At 50.1% G+C, this 16,809-nt stretch carries 18 protein-coding genes and 1 other annotated feature; of the genes, 5 read left to right on the top strand and 13 right to left on the bottom strand.

The features are described from left to right. Window positions 1–143: 143 nt before the first annotated feature. Both M1Q06_RS15740 and M1Q06_RS15745 read right to left on the bottom strand, forming a co-directional pair. A complete protein-coding gene (locus M1Q06_RS15740; RefSeq protein ID WP_434400602.1) occupies window positions 144–2,465 on the bottom strand; it encodes an MMPL family transporter in 2,322 nt (773 codons plus the stop codon). A 26-nt stretch (window positions 2,466–2,491) separates the two neighbouring features. After that, a complete protein-coding gene (locus M1Q06_RS15745) occupies window positions 2,492–3,103 on the bottom strand; it encodes a TetR/AcrR family transcriptional regulator (protein WP_404466953.1) in 612 nt (203 codons plus the stop codon). Between the two features lie 138 nt (window positions 3,104–3,241). On the opposite strand from M1Q06_RS15745, the gene M1Q06_RS15750 reads away from it, so the two are divergent. Next, on the top strand, window positions 3,242–3,850 hold the full coding sequence (locus M1Q06_RS15750; protein ID WP_434400604.1) for a Type 1 glutamine amidotransferase-like domain-containing protein: 609 nt from the start codon (window positions 3,242–3,244) through the stop codon (window positions 3,848–3,850). An 82-nt stretch (window positions 3,851–3,932) separates the two neighbouring features. Here the strand turns inward: M1Q06_RS15750 and M1Q06_RS15755 are convergent, their stop codons facing one another. Continuing rightward, a complete protein-coding gene (locus M1Q06_RS15755; protein ID WP_101191956.1) occupies window positions 3,933–4,928 on the bottom strand; it encodes a YhdH/YhfP family quinone oxidoreductase in 996 nt (331 codons plus the stop codon). Between the two features lie 168 nt (window positions 4,929–5,096). On the opposite strand from M1Q06_RS15755, the gene M1Q06_RS15760 reads away from it, so the two are divergent. From M1Q06_RS15760 to tyrS, 3 genes are all read left to right on the top strand, one after another. After that, window positions 5,097–5,672 carry a TetR/AcrR family transcriptional regulator gene (locus M1Q06_RS15760; RefSeq protein ID WP_101191957.1) on the top strand — a complete coding sequence of 192 codons (576 nt, stop codon included), beginning with the start codon at window positions 5,097–5,099 and terminating at the stop codon, window positions 5,670–5,672. 33 nt (window positions 5,673–5,705) lie between these two features. After that, window positions 5,706–7,172, top strand: a complete 1,467-nt coding sequence (locus tag M1Q06_RS15765; protein WP_101192246.1) for a DHA2 family efflux MFS transporter permease subunit — start codon at window positions 5,706–5,708, stop codon at window positions 7,170–7,172. 118 nt (window positions 7,173–7,290) lie between these two features. Next, window positions 7,291–7,532, top strand: a binding site (T-box leader). Window positions 7,533–7,610: 78 nt separating this feature from the next. Continuing rightward, window positions 7,611–8,825 carry a tyrosine--tRNA ligase gene (gene tyrS, locus M1Q06_RS15770; RefSeq protein WP_434400608.1) on the top strand — a complete coding sequence of 405 codons (1,215 nt, stop codon included), beginning with the start codon at window positions 7,611–7,613 and terminating at the stop codon, window positions 8,823–8,825. A gap of 337 nt (window positions 8,826–9,162) precedes the next feature. Here the strand turns inward: tyrS and aldA are convergent, their stop codons facing one another. The 10 genes from aldA to M1Q06_RS15820 form a co-directional block, all read right to left on the bottom strand. Then, entirely contained in the window at window positions 9,163–10,602 is a 1,440-nt protein-coding gene (gene aldA, locus M1Q06_RS15775) for an aldehyde dehydrogenase (protein WP_434400610.1), read from the bottom strand. Between the two features lie 99 nt (window positions 10,603–10,701). Continuing rightward, window positions 10,702–11,400 (bottom strand): Type 1 glutamine amidotransferase-like domain-containing protein, encoded by a 699-nt coding sequence (locus M1Q06_RS15780; protein WP_434400612.1) that lies wholly within the window; start codon window positions 11,398–11,400, stop codon window positions 10,702–10,704. 26 nt (window positions 11,401–11,426) lie between these two features. Next, window positions 11,427–11,840, bottom strand: coding sequence for an NUDIX domain-containing protein (locus tag M1Q06_RS15785; RefSeq protein WP_434400613.1), 414 nt, complete (start codon window positions 11,838–11,840; stop codon window positions 11,427–11,429). Next, window positions 11,830–12,081: a hypothetical protein gene (locus tag M1Q06_RS15790; RefSeq protein WP_434400615.1), complete on the bottom strand. Its 252-nt coding sequence runs from the start codon at window positions 12,079–12,081 to the stop codon at window positions 11,830–11,832. The genes M1Q06_RS15785 and M1Q06_RS15790 overlap by 11 nt, the downstream gene beginning before the upstream one ends. Window positions 12,082–12,118: 37 nt before the next feature. Next, on the bottom strand, window positions 12,119–12,361 hold the full coding sequence (locus M1Q06_RS15795) for a hypothetical protein (RefSeq protein WP_434400617.1): 243 nt from the start codon (window positions 12,359–12,361) through the stop codon (window positions 12,119–12,121). A 127-nt stretch (window positions 12,362–12,488) separates the two neighbouring features. Beyond that, window positions 12,489–12,842, bottom strand: a complete 354-nt coding sequence (locus tag M1Q06_RS15800; RefSeq protein ID WP_434400619.1) for a hypothetical protein — start codon at window positions 12,840–12,842, stop codon at window positions 12,489–12,491. A 22-nt stretch (window positions 12,843–12,864) separates the two neighbouring features. After that, entirely contained in the window at window positions 12,865–13,134 is a 270-nt protein-coding gene (gene rpsN / locus M1Q06_RS15805; RefSeq protein ID WP_434400621.1) for a 30S ribosomal protein S14, read from the bottom strand. A gap of 39 nt (window positions 13,135–13,173) precedes the next feature. Further along, the gene (gene rpmG, locus M1Q06_RS15810) at window positions 13,174–13,323 is read right to left on the bottom strand and encodes a 50S ribosomal protein L33 (RefSeq protein ID WP_058382433.1); all 150 of its coding nucleotides are present in this window, start codon (window positions 13,321–13,323) and stop codon (window positions 13,174–13,176) included. Window positions 13,324–13,338: 15 nt separating this feature from the next. After that, window positions 13,339–14,457: a GTP-binding protein gene (locus tag M1Q06_RS15815; protein WP_434400624.1), complete on the bottom strand. Its 1,119-nt coding sequence runs from the start codon at window positions 14,455–14,457 to the stop codon at window positions 13,339–13,341. A 146-nt stretch (window positions 14,458–14,603) separates the two neighbouring features. Beyond that, a complete protein-coding gene (locus M1Q06_RS15820; RefSeq protein ID WP_434400626.1) occupies window positions 14,604–15,860 on the bottom strand; it encodes a DinB/UmuC family translesion DNA polymerase in 1,257 nt (418 codons plus the stop codon). A gap of 172 nt (window positions 15,861–16,032) precedes the next feature. Here M1Q06_RS15820 and M1Q06_RS15825 point away from each other — a divergent pair, with 172 nt between their 5' ends. Next, on the top strand, window positions 16,033–16,782 hold the full coding sequence (locus M1Q06_RS15825) for an SDR family NAD(P)-dependent oxidoreductase (RefSeq protein WP_434400628.1): 750 nt from the start codon (window positions 16,033–16,035) through the stop codon (window positions 16,780–16,782). Window positions 16,783–16,809 lie beyond the last annotated feature (27 nt).

A 16,809-nucleotide genomic window follows, 5' to 3' on the forward strand; every position in this document is an offset into this window, starting at 1 on the left:
TTTACGAACGTTCGCTAATTCTCAAACACTTTTACGAACGCTTTTCAGTTACCATCAGAACCCCACTTCCTGACGAGCGATCTTCAGGAATTTTTTAACCAAAGAAAAACTGCCGGGAAGCTTCCCGGCAGTTTTTGCTATCTTTAGATGGAGTTTTCTCCAGTATTCGTGCGTATCGCTTTATCTTTATCTTTTTCATTCAATTCATGAAGCAATTTTTCGCCTTCAATGTCTAAATCCGGGAGAATCTTGTCGAGCCATTTTGGCAGCCACCAGATTTTGTCGCCGAACATCGACATGACGGCCGGGACGAAGATCATGCGGATCAGGAAGGCATCGACGAGGATCCCGAACGCCAGGGCAAAGCCGATTTGCTTGATCATGATGTCATCTGTGAAGATGAAGCCGGAGAAAACCGAGACCATGATCAATGCGGCGGCGACGACGACTTTACTCGCCGTCTTGTAGCCGCTGACGATGGCCCCATTGCCTTTTTCACCGTGGATATAGGCTTCGCGCATCGACGACACAAGGAATACTTGATAATCCATGGCGAGTCCGTACAGGATGCCGGTGACCATGATCGGGATAAAGCTCAACAACGGTCCGCCGGTGTCGATTCCGAAAAGCGATCCGAGCCAGCCCCACTGGAAGACTGCGGTTGTCGCGCCGAATGTTGCCATGATGCTCAACAGGAAACCGACCGTTGCCTTGATCGGAATCAAGATCGAACGGAACACGACTAACAGGATAAGCAGTGACAACACGACGATAATGGCGATATAGATCGGGAACACTTCAGCCAACTTCTCCGAAATGTCGATATTGACAGCCGTCAAACCGGTCACGCCGATTTCTGCGTTGGTGTTTTCAGTGGCAGCGGCATCTGTCCGCAAACTTTCCACCAATTGTTTCGTCGCTTCATCAGTCGGCCCGTTTTCTGGGATGATGCTGATGATGGCAATTGTTCCGTCTTCATTGAAGCCGCCTGGCGATACTTCCGCTACGCCGTCAAGCTGTGAGATATTGCTGAGCAGCTGGAAATATTCTTGCGGATTCACCGCAGCTGCGTCCTGGTCTTTGGCCACGACAAGAAGCGGGCCGTTAAAACCTTCGCCGAAGCTGTCGGAAATGACGTCATAACTTTGTCTGACAGCGGTGTCTTGATTAGCGCTTTCACCCGAAGGCATGCCGAGGTTCATTTGCGCGATCGGCACTGCGAGTGTGCCAAGAACGATAATGACCAGTATGACCGCGACCCATTTCATTTTCAATAAGCCAGTAATCCATCCTTGGGCAAAGCTTTGTTTCGAGCTGTTGTTCGTTTGAGCTTTATTTCTCGTTTTGGCTGAGACGATCCGCTCACCGATCAAGCCAAGCAAGGCCGGGAGCAGTGTGAGCGCGACCAGCACATCGATTAGCACCGTCAATGCGGCGACGATTGCCATACTGCTGAGGAACGAGATGCCGATGACCAGCAAACCGCTGAGCGCGATGATGACGGTCAAGCCGGCAAAGAATACCGCGCTGCCTGCTGTGCCGACTGCACGGGCAGCCGCTTCTTTAGCGGTCAATTGTTGTTCGGTGATCAGTTTGCGCTGTCTGTTAACAATGAACAAGGCATAATCGATGCCGACAGCAAGGCCGATCATCAAAGCGAGAACCGGTGTCAGGCTGTTGATTTCGAACATGCTCGACAAGGCGAATGTCCCGCCGACGCCCACACCGACGCCGATCAATGCCACGACTAGCGGCAAGCCCGCTGCGATGAGTGAGCCGAGCGTGACGACCAGGATGACTGCTGCGATCGCGAGCCCGATGATTTCATGGGTGCCGCCGATCGGGATATCGACGCCTTGCAGCGCACCCGTCGGAATGACTGTGATGGAAGAATTTTCTTGAGCGATATTTGCGGCATCCGCAAGTTCTTCGCGTTCCGCTTCACTCAAGTCTTCCGCTGTTTTGGTCAGTTGGAACTGGAATAATGCGACCGTTCCGTCCTCTGAAATCTGGATGCCCGGGACCAGCATTTCTTGAACGATGAACGGCCGGTGGCTGACTTCAGACGCCGGAAGCTGGCTCACCATGTCTTGCAGTCCCTGCATTTGGGCCATTGCTTCTTCGTCCTGCAGCAGGTCCATCGGATTGACGACATGATCCAGGCCGTAAATTTCATTTGCTGCCATAGCTAAAGTTTGGGCATTGGCCGGATCGTCAATGGCTTCCCCTTCCGGCACTTCGAATAAGTAACTTCCCTGCCCCCCGGATGCTGCTGGGTATTCTTCCGCCAATTCGTCCAGCACGTCCTGTGCGGCGGTGCCGTCAATTCTTGTTTCACTGCTTGTATTCACGCCATTCGTTACGATGGCTGTGATGATGACGCCTAAAATGAGCAGCCAGCTGGCAATGAAAATCCAAGGCTTGCTATAGGCTGTTTTTCCGATGCTGTAAAAAAATCTCGACACATGTGCAACTCCGTTCTCTACTTTTGTTAGTTAAAGCCTTTTCGTAAATGGGCAAACACGGTATCGATGTATTGGTTAAATTCATTATCGGCCTCGTCCTGCTCCCCGTCTTCCGGCAATTTAACGGCAATGCTTTCATCCAGCACCGGCAAAATCGCACCGAAGACGGCGCCGATCAGAATAGGGTAATACTCTTCCGGATAGTCGCTGCCGAACTCTTCACTGATGCCGCGTTTCGCAAAATCCTGCACTTCCATCAATGCCCCGGTTACATACAATTTGAGCGAAGGGTAGTTCCGCGACAGTGAAATGAGCTGGTTGAGCCGCCTCAATTTATTGATCGTGAAACTTCCGCGGATATATAACTCGATGGTATCCAAGGGCGTATACATTTCCGTGGAGAATGTGAATTGGTCGTCGCGCTCTAAATAATCATTCATCGTCAAGGAGTTGGCGATCGCTTCTTCCTTGCATGAAAAATAATTGGCAAATGTCCGGCGTGAATAGCCTGCCGTTTTAACGATATCTTCCACGACAAACCCGTCCACACCGTGCTCCACCGCTAAGTTAAAAGCAGCTTCGGCCAAGGCTTGGCGTGTCGCTATTTTTTTCATATCCCGCAAACCGCTGTCAGTCATTCTATCACCTCATTTTCAATTCTTACATGTTATACCACAAAAATTGCCCAATGTGCAATCTTTCCCTTTGGGCAATTATAAAAAGACGAACCGATTGGCTGTATAATGGTTATCATCACTTGTACGAAGGAGGCCCTTATGAAAATCCATTATTATTTAGGCTGGTTTACTGACTGTTTTCCGGAGAACCTAAGCAAAGCCTTAAGGGAAGACCTTACAGAACGGAAATCGCTCGTGATGGTCAGCTCGGATCCATCAGACACTGAAGTTGATGGCGCTGTGGAGCGTTCCTGGTTGGATCAGGCAGGCATTTCATTCGATGAATATCATCTAATCGATTCGAGCATAAAGCGCGAATTGGCACATACCTTAATCAGAAATGCCTCGGCCATTTTCCTATTGGGCGGAGATACCCTTAAGCAAAACCGGTTTTTGACGGAGGAGTACGAATTGGCAGAGCCAATCAAAACGAGCGCCGCCTTAGTCATGGGTGCCAGTGCCGGAGCGATCAATATGTCCGCCAAATGGAAATGCTCGGAACGCTTTGGATATCCTGTTGGCATGGACGTTGTTTGCGACGGCCTCGCGCTAGACCCTTTCTCCGTGCTGTCCCATTTCGACCTCGAAAACAATATGGAACTCGTACAAGAAGAACTCTCTGCCCTGTCGGATGAGATGAACGTGTATGCGTCAAATAAAGACTGTGCCTTGCGCTCAAACATCCGGAAATTAGATGAGACTTTTTAGCTTCATTGGCTGCATCAAAAGGCAAAACTAAAAACGTTCGGCAAGCAGAATTTCATGCTTGCCGAACGTTTTTTTGATTGATTTAAGCATTTTGGCAATTAACGATCGTTCTCCCTAAATGCTCCCCGTTTTTGATCGCCTCGATCGTATCAGGAATTTGTTCGAGCGAGACTTCGTCCGTCAAGGTTGTTTGGGTGATGTTCCAGTCGGCTGACATCTTGTCCCAGATGGCGCCGCGTTTTTCGATCGGCACATTGACTGAATCGATGCCAAGCAAATTGACGCCTCTTAGGATGAACGGCAGCACCGTCGCCGTCAGTTGAAGGCCAGCTGCGTTGCCGCACATGCTCATGCTACCGCCATAAGAAATTTGCGGGATGAGGACCGATGCCACATCGCCGCCGACGGTATCGAGGACATAATCGAATTTTTGCTTGTTCAATGGCTTTTTCAGTTCGCCCAGATCATCCGGGAAAATGACTTCGTTTGCGCCGAGCGATTTCGCCACGTCCACTTGATGGTCTTTGCGCACCAAGGCCGTGATATTGGTGTAGCCGATTTTGGATAGAATCTGCAGCGCGACGCTTCCGACGCCGCCAGTCGATCCTGTCACCAATAGCTCCGGATTGTTTTTTGGGTCCATACCGTTTTGTTCGAGTGCTTGGATGGACAATGCCGCCGTGAATCCTGCCGTCCCGAACACCATAGCGTCTTTCAAGCTCAAGCCGTCCGGCAAAGGCACGATCCACTCGGCCGGCACGCGGGCATATTCAGAGAACCCGCCGGTGTGGCTCATTCCCATTTCAAATCCTGTGACAATCACTTCCTGGCCTTGCTGGAATCGCCCGTCCGCTGTATGTACAACCGTTCCGCTGAAATCGATTCCGGGAATCATCGGGTAATCGCGGATGACTCCGCCTTTTTTCTGCACCGCGAGCATATCCTTGTAATTGATTGACGAATACGCCACTTTCACCAAGACGTCTCCTTGCGATAATTGGTCTTCACTGATTTGTTCCACGCCGTAGGTCACTTCATCTTCTTGCTGTTTAATGACAATCGCTTTAAATAAATCCATGAAAATCCCTCCTTGCTCTTCTCTTCCCGATTCAGTGTGGCAGCATGCATTATCTAGAGAGATCCTCTTGCACTATTTTTTACTGCTGTGGGCGAAGCCATTCTTTGACAATGATTTATTCAACAATTATATTAGACTGGTCGGTCTAATTGTTTAAAGAGGTGAATTATGTCTAAACCCAATACGAAAGTGGCGTTGATCCAGGCTGCTTCCAGATTGTTCCGCCTGCACGGCTACGAAGGGATCAGTCTTAACGATATTTTAAAAGAGATCAATATTCCTAAAGGCTCCTTGTACCATTATTTCCCTAATGGCAAAGAAGAGCTGGCTGTCGAAGCCATTCACCATACCAAAGATATTGTTTTGGCATGGATTGAAGAGTCGTTCGAACAAATCGGCGATCCTGTCAAAGCGGTGCAAGACCATATTCATCAGCTGGCCGCTCTATTGAAAGATGAGACAGAACAAGTCGGGTTTCCGATTGGAACGATTGCGGCTGAAAAATATTCGACCAATGAACCGATCAGGTCCGCGTGCCAAACGGCATTCGAAGAGTGGAGTGAACTATACTCCACTAAGTTTTTTGAAGCAGGATACAGTGAAAAGCAGGCTAAAGATTACGGAGTTTTCATTCTGGCCGCGATCGAGGGAGGCATTCTTCTTTCACTTACTACCAAAAGCGAGGAATCGCTTTTAATCATCGCCGATCAAATTCCTTTCATCTTGTCAAAAAGAGAGAATTAGAATCAGGCTTTTCAGAGAGGAATGGATAAAGATATGGCAACAATAGCAGGACAGCAACAAGAAACCATCAAAACGACCCCTATTTTAATTTCATTCTTAATCGCTGGCTTCATTGGATTGTTCAGTGAGACTGCGCTCAATATGGCATTGGGTGATTTAATCCAACAATTCGGCGTAGGGTCGTCCACCATCCAATGGCTCACGACCGGATACTTGCTGACACTCGGCATACTGGTCCCTGTGTCGGGCTTATTGCTGCAATGGTTCAGCACAAGACAGCTATTCATTGCCGCGCTGGCCTTTTCAGTGACCGGCACCTTGATCGCTGCACTGGCGCCGAGCTTCAGCATTCTCATGGTGGCTCGTGTCATCCAGGCAATCGGGACCGGCTTGCTTTTGCCGCTCATGTTCAACACGATTCTATTGATCTTCCCTATTCATCGCAGAGGGGCGATTATGGGATTGATGGGCTTGGTGATCATGTTCGCTCCGGCGATCGGGCCGACGATTTCCGGATTTTTAATTGAAAACTTAAGCTGGCATTGGATTTTCTGGGTGTCTCTTCCGTTTCTAGTGTTTGCACTAGTTTTCGGCATCATGTTCATGCAGAACGTCAGCGTGATTACAAAACCTAAGATCGACATCACTTCCATCGTGCTGTCTTCCCTTGGGTTTGGCGGGATTGTCTATGGATTCAGTACCGCTGGGGAAAGCGGCTGGGGCAGCTTCATCGTCATCGCATCTATTGCGGTTGGATTTGTCTCATTGTTCTTGTTCTCCATCCGGCAATTTAAAATGGACCAGCCAATGATCAACCTCCGCGTCTTTAAATACCCTATGTTCACACTCGGGCTCGCGGCTGTGTTTATCGCGTTCATGGTCATCCTGTCATCAGCTATTCTGCTGCCGCTGTATTTGCAGACGGGACTTGGCTTGGCAGCTGTCACAGCCGGGCTCATCCTCCTGCCGGGCGGCGTGTTAAATGGATTGATGTCACCGATTACCGGGCGGATTTACGATAAATACGGGCCGAGAGGATTGGTCATTCCCGGATTTTCCATCATCATCATTACCTTGTGGAACTTATCAGGCGTCACGACCGCCACGACCGCAGTCACAATCGTCGTCTTGAATACTCTTTTGATGGTCGGGGTTTCATTGGTGATGATGCCTGCCCAAACCAATGCGTTGAATCAATTGCCAAAAGACTTGTATCCAGATGGCACCGCTTTGATGAACACCCTTCAGCAAGTATCAGGCGCCATCGGGACAGCGGTCGCCATTACCATCATGTCATCGACACAATCGACCTATATGCAAACTGTATCCGATCCAAACAGCGCTTCCGCTATTCCCGAAGCACTGACGGCCGGCGTGCAAAATGCCTTTACATTCGGTTTGGTGCTCGCTGTGATCGGCTTGGTGATTTCTTTCTTCATCAAATCCGTCCACCTGGCCAAAGAAGAAGCACCTCAAAGAAAAGTTGTCGAAAACACTTAAAAATGACCGATCGATTCAGCTGGTTTCAATTTAGGATTTGACTTCTTTTTTATTCCAGTTATAATGAAAAACAATATCTGCATAACGAAGATTTGCCCGAGCATTTCGGAGTATAAGATCAAAAGCGATGATAAGAACGAGTACCTGTGACTGAAGCATACAGAAAGCAGCCGGTTGATGAGAGGCGCATGCGGTGTCTGGGGAAATACCTCTTTGAGCTGTGTACCGAACCTTCAGTAGGCTACACCGGAGTTGCATCCGTAATCCATGCAGAAGTATCGCTTCGGCCGTACTTTCCAAGGGAAGCTGTGCGAGCAGCTTCCGAACTAAGGTGGTAACACGCATATCCGCGTCCTTTAGGGTTTTTCCCTAGAGGGCGCTTTTTTGTATTCTTATAGATTTTGCGATATGACTATTCCAAGACAAGGAGATGTTAGCATGCGACTCACACCCGCTGAACAAATGAAAATCATCGAAAAAGGAGCAGCCGAAATCATCGAGGAAGGCGAATTGCTCGAAAAGCTCGAACGCTCATACAATGAACAGCGCCCGCTCACCATCAAGCTTGGGCTCGATCCGTCCGCACCTGATATCCACCTTGGCCACGCAGTAGTTTTGCGCAAAATCAAGCAATTGCAGGACCTCGGCCACCAGGCGGTCATTTTGATCGGCGACTTCACCGGGCGCATCGGCGATCCTTCCGGCAAAGCGAAAGGACGGACCGCGCTCAGTGACGAAGCGGTCCGGGAGAATGCGGAAACTTACTATGAACAGATCTTCAAAGTGCTCGACAAAACGAAGACCACGGTGCGCTTCAATAGCGAATGGCTGTCGAAACTGAATTTCGAGGAAGTCTTGAAGCTTGCCGCCAGCACGTCGGTCGCGCGCATGCTCGAACGCGACGATTTCCAGAACCGCTACCAAAGCCAGTCGCCGATCGGTCTCCATGAGTTTTTCTACCCGCTCATGCAAGCCTACGATTCCGTTGAACTAAAAGCGGACATCGAAATCGGCGGCACCGACCAGACTTTCAATATTTTGATGGGGCGCACGCTGCAAAAGCATATGGGCCAGGAAAAGCAAGTTGGCATCTTCATGCCGCTGATCGAAGGGCTCGACGGTGTGGAGAAGATGAGCAAAAGCCTCGGCAATTACATCGGCGTCAGCGAAGCGCCTGAGGTCATGTTCAAGAAAGTGATGGAAATACCGGATCCCCTGGTCTTCAAATACTTTGAACTCGCGACGGATGAAGACCCGCTGTCGGTTGAATCCATCCTCGACCGCCTTGAAGACGGCGAAAATCCACGCAACATCAAATTGGAATTGGCAGAGATCATCACGGGGCTCTACCACGGCGAAGACGCGATGAACGAAGCGAAACGCTACTTCGAGACGGCTTTCCAGAAGCGCGAAATCCCGGAAAATATCCCTTCGCTGCTTGTGGAAATCGGCCAGGAGCGCATCGAAGAAATCATCCCGCAGCTCGTGGAATCCGGATTCGTCCGCAGCAAAAGCGAATTTGTCCGGCTCATCGAACAAAACGGCGTATCATTCAATGGCGACAAGCTGACACGCGAAGAACTCGACACCGTCGTCCATAACGGCGACGTCCTGCAAATCGGCAAAAAGCGCTTCGTGCGTTTTGAAAAATAAGTAAAGAAAAGGAGAGTGACCGAAAGTAAAAGCTGATGTCCATTGCGACGGACGCTTTCGGGGCCACAGCTCATGCAGCTGGCGCGACAGGACGTCGCGTTGCCAGTTGCCAGGGCACCATGTAATTTCGTTGCTCCCACATCTGCAATGCAGATGCGTCGCGAATAAATGAACGAAGTGGAACTGAGTTCATTTATTCGCCGCCTCCATTTCCATCAGCTGTTATGAAAATAAAAATTATAAAAAAGTCAGACATAATTAAAACAGCCGGAGAAAAAGAATCTTTTTTCTCCGGCTGCTTCATTTTATATACGTATGGGACAGACCCTTTTTTACTTTATTTTTTATACTGCATATAAACAACTTGTGTCGCAAGGAAGTCTTCCATGCCGTGTTTGCCGTCCGCACCGCCGAGGCCGGATTGGCGCATGCCAGCGTGATAGCCTTGCACTGCTTCGAAGTTTTCACGGTTGACGTAAGTCTCGCCGAATTTCATTTCATTGACGACGCGCATTGCTTCGTTCAGGTCGTCTGTATAGATAGAAGAAGACAAGCCGTAAACCGTGTCGTTGGCCATTTCAATTGCTTCTTCAATAGTGCTGTAAGTGGTCATCGGAAGCACCGGCCCGAAAATCTCTTCGCGCATGATATCGGAATCGTGCGTCACGTTCGTTAAAATAGTTGGCTTGTAGAAGAACCCGGCCAGATCCGCGCGTTCCCCGCCTGTCGCAACGGTCGCCCCTTGCGACACTGCATCTTTAACCATGCCTTCGACAGTTTCCAAACGGTCCTGGCTAATCAGCGGCCCCATTGTTACGTCTTTGCTTTCTCTCGGGTCGCCAAGCTTGGTCGCTTCAAATGCCTGGATAAGTTTTTGGCTGAGCTCTTCTGCCACGCTTTCATGGACATAAAGGCGCTCCGCATTCGTACACGCCTGTCCGCCATTTGCGAGTCTCGATGTGGTGATGGCTTTTGCGGCCAGGTCCAAATCTGCATGCTGTGTGACGATGGCTGGCGCTTTGCCGCCAAGTTCGAGATTGACCTTGGTGATGTTTTGCGCTGCCGCTTCCATTACTTTCGTGCCGGCTGGCAAGCTTCCTGTCATCGTGATCATTTGGACTTTTTTATGCGAAGCCATTGCGTTGCCAATCTCAGAACCGGTTCCGGTTACCACATTGTAGACGCCTTTTGGAATTTCTTCCATCGCATCGACGATTTTCGTGAATTCCATGGCGGTATTCGGTGTTTGCTGGCTCGGTTTGATGACGATTGTGCAGCCAGTGACGAGCGCTGTCGCGACTTTCCGTGCCAGGATGAATACCGGGAAATTCCAAGGGATAATGCCTGCTACGACGCCGATCGGCTTTTTGTAGACTAAGATATTTTCATTCGGGCGGTCGCTTGGGACGATTTCCCCTTCGATACGTCGTGCCCATTCGGACATATAATGAAAGTAATCAATCGCGAGGTCGACTTCACCGCTTGCCAGTTCATAGTCTTTCCCTTGCTCTTCCTGCAATAAGTCGATAAATTTATCGCGGTTTTCAGCGATCTTATCGCCCAGTTTGCGGACGATTTTTCCGCGTTCGATATTCGGCGTCAATTCCCATGCCTGTTGTGCCTGATGCGCCGCTTCTACTGCCTTATCTACGTCTTCTTCCGTTCCTTTAGGGATCTTGGAAATCACTTGCTCAGTCGCCGGGTTGATGATGTCGATCCATTCATCTCCAGTAGACTTTATATATTCTCCGTTCACATACATTTGGTGAGTTTGCAAAAGATCTCCTCCTAATTTTCCAATTAGTAGGTTTTTCCCTTTATGGTTACCGGTAAACTTGGCCTTCTGCACTAACATGCTTAGACAAGAATTAAACTTTCATGTAACGTCGGGCTTCCCCAAAAACCGGGTTTCCAGTTCGTGTTCATACCCCTCGCCTACACGGTAAGCCTTGGCGTAAGGGCGTGAACTGACAGCGCTATGCAAGTCCTGTCCGATAAAATGAAGCGCCACGCCGTCATCTGCGGCGAGCCCTGGCTTGATCTGCCCTTGCTTAAGCAGCCGTTGAAACGTCGGACGCCGGTGCGATTCCCCATCGTAATGGGGGCAATTGCTGCCGGGCAAAAAGCCTAAGCAGTCCAATGGATGAAGTTCATCGCCGTAAGAATCGGTGACGCCTTGTTCGAACCAGCAAATCGATCCCGCACTGATGCCCGCCAGGATAATTCCTTGATTCCAGGCTTTTTCAATGATCCGGTCCAATCCCCATTCCCGCCACAGCGCAAGCAAGTTTTTCGTATTGCCACCGCCGACATACAAAATGTCCTGTGACAAGACAAACTCCTCTAGATCTTGTGCCGGCGGCTTGAACAACGACAGATGCGTCGGCTCGCAGTTTTGCTGTTCGAAGAAATCGTAGAAGCGTGCGATATAGCTGTCCGCGTCCCCGCTCGCTGTTGGGATAAAGCAGATTTTCGGCGTTTCTTTTGGTGATTGCTCCAATATGTATAAATCGAGGAGTGGATTGTCAGGCTCCATCGAGAAGCCGCCTCCGCCTAGTGCGATAATCTGTTTCATTGGGTTTCCTCCTGCCTCTGCACTTTTTATGTATCGAGTTGTTCGTTCGCAGCCAATTGCTGCAATTTCGCCGCGACCTCCCGCGGTTTTATATTCAGCTTATGTGCCTCTCTCAGCTGGACCCATACCGGCTCGTACGTCCCGCGACGTCGATCCAAGTTTGTGTACTCTTCTCCCAATCCCGTGCCGAAAGTGCCGCCGGTTCTCTTCGCTATAAAAAAATACTGATTGCCTTCATAGTATATTGTTGCGAAAAGCCCTTCGATTTCCACTTGCACGCCCAGTTCCTCGAGTGCTTCTCTTTTTGCTGCAGCTTCCGGCGTTTCGTGTTGTTGAATGCCGCCGCCCGGAAACACATAATATACAGAACCAGCGTGTACGCGTTTGATCAACGCTACCTTATTCTCTTCGACAAGTACGACCGAGCCTCTATTCCCCATATAGCTCTTTATCTTTTTGATTGCTCAAGCGGATGTAATACGGAAACAGCACGATGAGCAACAGCCCGATCGTTCCGCTCACATAGCCGAGCCCCATCAAAAATCCGCCATTGTTGAACGATACGTACTGCCTCGCGCTGCACGCTGGGCAGTTCTTGCCATCTTTTGCTACGCCCAGTTTCCAGATATCTTTCGCTTTCCATTTAACTCCACAATTCGTGCAATGTGCCACGTCCTTCACCCTTTCCCATCCTATTTTCTTCTATATATACAAAGTCTCACCGTTTCTTTAATTGCGCTTCTTCGTTTTCACTGCTCAGCTTCATGAACAGATGGTCTTTCATTTCCCATAAGCAATCCAGCCAAGTTCCCCAAAACAGCATGTCCCGAAATGTATGATCTTCCACTTTCATGTACTGGATAGTTCCGCAATCCGGGCATGGGCAGCCATCCTTCAATTCATACAACCAATGCTTTTCTTTAGATTCCCAGCGATATCGGCAATTCGTGCAGCGTGTCATTTTTTTCTCGACTCCTTTCATTATTTTACTCTCATTTCCAATAAAGATTTCATAAAAAGGCAAAAATTTCTCTACAAAAAAAGCCGCCAGAAAATTTTCTGGCGGCTTTTACGTATTCAGATAAAGTTCATTCGCTGATAAACAGGAAAACCTGCTTGTCTTCCTGTCCTGCTTCACCAGCGAAACGGTCTGTATAGTCGAGCCATTTGGCGCGTTCTTGGCGGGCTTCGATCTTATCGCCGAGTTCTGCTTCAATTTTTTGCATCATGGCGGAAACTTCTTTGAACGAGCGGTTAAAGCGGTAAGCGGCCTGCTCGAACGGCGAATGCAGCACCAGCAAACGGCGAAATTCCTCCACGGTATCCGCTTGTTCAGCCAGCGCATCTTCCAGTTCTATGATGAAGCGGTATAATTGCCGCTGCTCCTCACCCAGTTTCGCCACTTCGCTTTTCAGCAAATAGGCAATCATGCCGTCATTCATTGCCCACGCCTCCTTTATGGTGTTACCAGCTTGATTTTTTGACGCCGGGGATCTGCCCTTTATGTGCAAGGTCGCGGAATGCGATGCGGGACATGCCGAATTTGCGCATGAAGCCGCGCGGGCGTCCAGTCACTTCGCAACGGTTCTTCAAACGGGTCGGCGACGAATCTTTCGGCAGTTTCGCCAATGCTTCGTGATCGCCTTGCGCTTTCAGTTCTTTGCGAAGTTCCGCATAGCGCGCCACCATTTCACGTTGTTTATTATCGCGTGCTACTTTTGATTTCTTGGCCATCGATAGGCTCCTCTCTATTATGCAATAATTTTTACTAGATTACTTGGTTTCGCGGTGCAAAGTCACTTTTTTCAAGCGCGGGCAATATTTTTTCAATTCGATGCGCTCCGGGTTGTTGCGCTTATTTTTGGTCGTCGAGTAATTGCGGTCGCCCGTTTCTGTGCAGGCCAGTGTAATGTTCACTCTCATGCTAGTTCCTCCTTTTTAATGAGTCATGGCTGTTTGCGGCAGCGGATCGTTAAACCCGCTCCAGTCTTCTGCCATTTCTTGTTGTGTCAGCAAGCAGTTATCCAATGATTGAATGACATCTTGTTGATCCATTTCGATGCCGATCAGCACCAACTCGGTCATTTTCACGCCGTATGCCTCGTCCCACGCGCCTGCTGTCTCAAGGCTCGCAGCAGGCCCTGCCTGCGATAATAACATGGCCGTCTCGTCACGTGTGGCGATGCGCAAAAATCCTTTGGCACGGACCACTTCCACCGGCCAGTCCATGATCCAGTGGAACAACCGCTCCGGGTGAAACGGGGTTTCGCTGCGGTAAACGAATGAAGCGATCCCGTATTCCTCCGTTTCCGGCACATGCTCTTCGTTGAGCTCTTGGATCCAGCCGGCGCCTTGGCTCGCTTTGTCCAAATCAAACCGGCCTGTGTTGAGCACTTCGCCGAGTGGCACTTGCGAACGTTCGGTGCGCAGAATATTCGCAGACGGATTTAAGGCCCGCAGAACGCCATGCAGCTCGTCCGCTTTGTCGTCTGTGAGTTGGTCGGTTTTATTCAACAGGATCACATCCGCAAACTCGATCTGGTCGATAAGCAAATCGGAAATTTCCCGTTCATCGGATTCCGTCGCCCCTTCTTTTCGGTCGAGCAAAGTTTCGCCGGAAGCGAAATCGCGCCAGAAGCCGTGGCCGTCGACGACTGTCACCATCGTGTCGAGCCGGCACATGGCGGACAGGTCCACCCCGAGCACGTCGTCCATATAGCTGAAGGTCTGTGCGACTGGAACCGGCTCGCTAATGCCGGACGATTCGATGACAATATAATCGACATCGCCCTCACTCGCCAACTTCTCGACTTCCGCGATCAAGTCTTCGCGCAATGTGCAGCAAATACAGCCATTTTGCATTTCGACCAGTTTTTCTTCTGTGCGGGAAAAGCCGCCGTTTTGGACAAGTGCGCTGTCGATATTCACTTCGCTCATGTCGTTGACGATGACTGCGACTTTCAAGCCTTCGCGGTTCGTTAAGATATGATTCAATAGCGTCGTCTTGCCCGCGCCCAGGTATCCGCTCAATACAGTAATGGGGATGCGCTTGTCCATATGATCTAACTCCCTTATTGTTTCAATCAATAAATCGTAACGATTACGTTTTATATATTAAAGCGCTTTGATCATTTGTGCAAGTATTTTTTCAGCAGAATAAAAAGCCCTGCCATATTGGCAAGGCTTGCTTTATATCAAACACTTCATTTTTTATGCCCGCCGATCAGCTTCGTGCGGTCAATCGCCGTGCCGGCGTCTGTACCGGAAACGCCCCGGTAAATGGCGGTCGGCCCGTGCTTGCGCTTGATCGCATCCATCGCCGCGCCGAGGCGCCGCCTTTGCCATTTATCCGCTTCGAACAAGCTTAGCTGCATTGAAGTTTCGTCTTCCAGATTGGTGATGGACAGCGAAATTTGCCGGACGGGCTGGCCTGTGTAAAATTCCCGGAACAGTTCTTTGCACACGGCGTAGATTTTCAAGGTGTCGTTGGTCGCTTCGTCGATCGAACGCGAGCGGGAGAACCCACCGCCGAATGAGGTTTTGCTATAGCTCATGCCGAGATGGATCGTGCGCCCGGCCATGCGCGCTTCCCGCGTACGCATCGCCACGTCTTCGCACATTTCCAGCACAATCGTCAGGATATCTTCACGCGTTTCATAATCGCGGTAAAGAATTTGGCCTTTCCCGAAGCTTTTCTGCCCTTCGATAAGCAACGACCCGAGCTCCGAATAATCGATGCCGCGCGCGTGCTGGTGCAGTTGGTGACCCATGATCCCGAAGCGGTCCTCTAGCCGTTTGACGTCCGCCCTCGCCAAGTCGCCGACTGTGAATATCCCCATATTATTGAGGTTACGCTCCATCCGGCTGCCGATGCCCCACATTTTGCTGAGCGGGGAAACTGGCCATAATTTTCTTGGCACGTCTTTCATCGTCCAATGCGCGAGCCCTTTTTTCTTGCCTTCGAGGTCGAGTGCAAGCTTGGCCAGCAGCATATTCGGCCCGATGCCGACTGCAGACGGCAAGCCGAACTGGCGCATGATCGAATCCTGCATGTCGATGGCTGCTTTTTCCGGAGTTCCATACACATGAATGATGCCCGTCAAATCGATGAAACTCTCATCCACACTGTAGACATGGATGTCTTCTTTCGGGACATACTGGGCGAACAGGTCGGTAATGGCCATCGAAATCTCCAAGTAAAACTGCATCCTCGGCTCAATGAGCAGGATATCCGGGTGATCCGGAATTTCAAATAGCCGTGTGCCGGTTTTGACACCGAAGCGTTTTTTCATTTTCGGCGAGGCTGCGAGCACGACGCTGCCTTTTCGCTCCTGGTTCCCGACGATGGCGATGCACGCTTCCATCGGATCAAGGCCGCGCTCGACTGCTGAACAGCTGGCGTAGAAGCTGCGCATATCGATGCAGGCGATATAACGGGGCTTTCCTGTTTGTTTTCTCATGACGCCACTCCTATATAGAACGTTTGTTCTTATTTTAATGGAAAAGATAGAAAGCGGCAAGAGGCAAAAGAAAGGAATTCCTAAAAAGACAGAATGTTTTGAACTAATTTGAGATAATCAGTAAACTTAAAGAGCAAAGCTGGAAAGAACAACTCAAGGGAGGAATGGCAGAATGGCAAGATTGGAAGGGAAAGTGGCCGTCATTACCGGAGGCGCTGGCGCTATCGGCAAAGTGACGGCGAAACGTTTTTTGGACGAAGGGGCAAAAATCGTGCTCGTCGATATTTCTGAACAAACGCTCCAAGAAACGAAGCAAGAACTGGGGAGCGGCGTGGAAATTGTCCAAGCCGATGTTTCCAAAGAAGCAGACGTCAAAAACTATGTCGACAAAGCGGTCGAAGCGTTCGGCAAGATCGACGTGTTCTTCAACAATGCAGGCATCGAAGGGCGTGTCGCTCCGCTCACCGAGCAGACGGTGGAAGATTTCGATCAAGTCATCGCCATCAATGTGCGCGGCGTCTTTCTCGGCATGAAGCACGTGCTGCCGATTATGTACAAGCAAGGCTCCGGGAGTGTCATTAATATGTCGTCGGTGTCGGGCCTTAGCGGTTCACCGAACGTCAGCCCATATATCACATCGAAACACGCGGTCGTCGGTTTGACGAAAGCCGCAGCTTACGAAAGTGCGCGCCATCAAGTCCGCGTCAATTCGGTCCACCCGTCGCCGGTCAATTCACGCATGATGCGCTCGCTCGAGGAAGGACTCGGTACAACCGAAAAAACTTTGTCGAAAACGATTCCGCTCGGCCGCTACGCCGAATCCGAAGATATTTCCAATCTGGTGCTGTTTCTCGCTTCCGATGAAAGCACGTTCATCTCAGGCGCCCAGTACCGCGTGGATGGCGGCATGGCCGCATTATAGAAAAAGACGGACACCCACCATTCGGGG

The organism is Planococcus sp. 11815 (assembly GCF_051096385.1).
Classification (GTDB): Bacteria; Bacillota; Bacilli; order Bacillales_A; family Planococcaceae; genus Planococcus; species Planococcus citreus.

Excerpts from the sequence above, each read along its gene's own strand:
- M1Q06_RS15780 (WP_434400612.1), bottom strand. The coding sequence starts at position 11,400 with ATGAAACAGATTATCGCACTAGGCGGAGGCGGCTTCTCGATGGAGCCT.
- M1Q06_RS15785 (WP_434400613.1), bottom strand. The coding sequence starts at position 11,840 with ATGGGGAATAGAGGCTCGGTCGTACTTGTCGAAGAGAATAAGGTAGCG.
- M1Q06_RS15815 (WP_434400624.1), bottom strand. The coding sequence starts at position 14,457 with ATGGACAAGCGCATCCCCATTACTGTATTGAGCGGATACCTGGGCGCG.
- M1Q06_RS15800 (WP_434400619.1), bottom strand. The coding sequence starts at position 12,842 with ATGAATGACGGCATGATTGCCTATTTGCTGAAAAGCGAAGTGGCGAAA.
- rpmG (WP_058382433.1), bottom strand. The coding sequence starts at position 13,323 with ATGAGAGTGAACATTACACTGGCCTGCACAGAAACGGGCGACCGCAAT.
- rpsN (WP_434400621.1), bottom strand. The coding sequence starts at position 13,134 with ATGGCCAAGAAATCAAAAGTAGCACGCGATAATAAACAACGTGAAATG.
- M1Q06_RS15765 (WP_101192246.1), top strand. The coding sequence starts at position 5,706 with ATGGCAACAATAGCAGGACAGCAACAAGAAACCATCAAAACGACCCCT.
- M1Q06_RS15750 (WP_434400604.1), top strand. The coding sequence starts at position 3,242 with ATGAAAATCCATTATTATTTAGGCTGGTTTACTGACTGTTTTCCGGAG.
- tyrS (WP_434400608.1), top strand. The coding sequence starts at position 7,611 with ATGCGACTCACACCCGCTGAACAAATGAAAATCATCGAAAAAGGAGCA.
- M1Q06_RS15795 (WP_434400617.1), bottom strand. The coding sequence starts at position 12,361 with ATGACACGCTGCACGAATTGCCGATATCGCTGGGAATCTAAAGAAAAG.
- M1Q06_RS15825 (WP_434400628.1), top strand. The coding sequence starts at position 16,033 with ATGGCAAGATTGGAAGGGAAAGTGGCCGTCATTACCGGAGGCGCTGGC.
- M1Q06_RS15760 (WP_101191957.1), top strand. The coding sequence starts at position 5,097 with ATGTCTAAACCCAATACGAAAGTGGCGTTGATCCAGGCTGCTTCCAGA.
- M1Q06_RS15755 (WP_101191956.1), bottom strand. The coding sequence starts at position 4,928 with ATGGATTTATTTAAAGCGATTGTCATTAAACAGCAAGAAGATGAAGTG.
- M1Q06_RS15745 (WP_404466953.1), bottom strand. The coding sequence starts at position 3,103 with ATGACTGACAGCGGTTTGCGGGATATGAAAAAAATAGCGACACGCCAA.
- M1Q06_RS15820 (WP_434400626.1), bottom strand. The coding sequence starts at position 15,860 with ATGAGAAAACAAACAGGAAAGCCCCGTTATATCGCCTGCATCGATATG.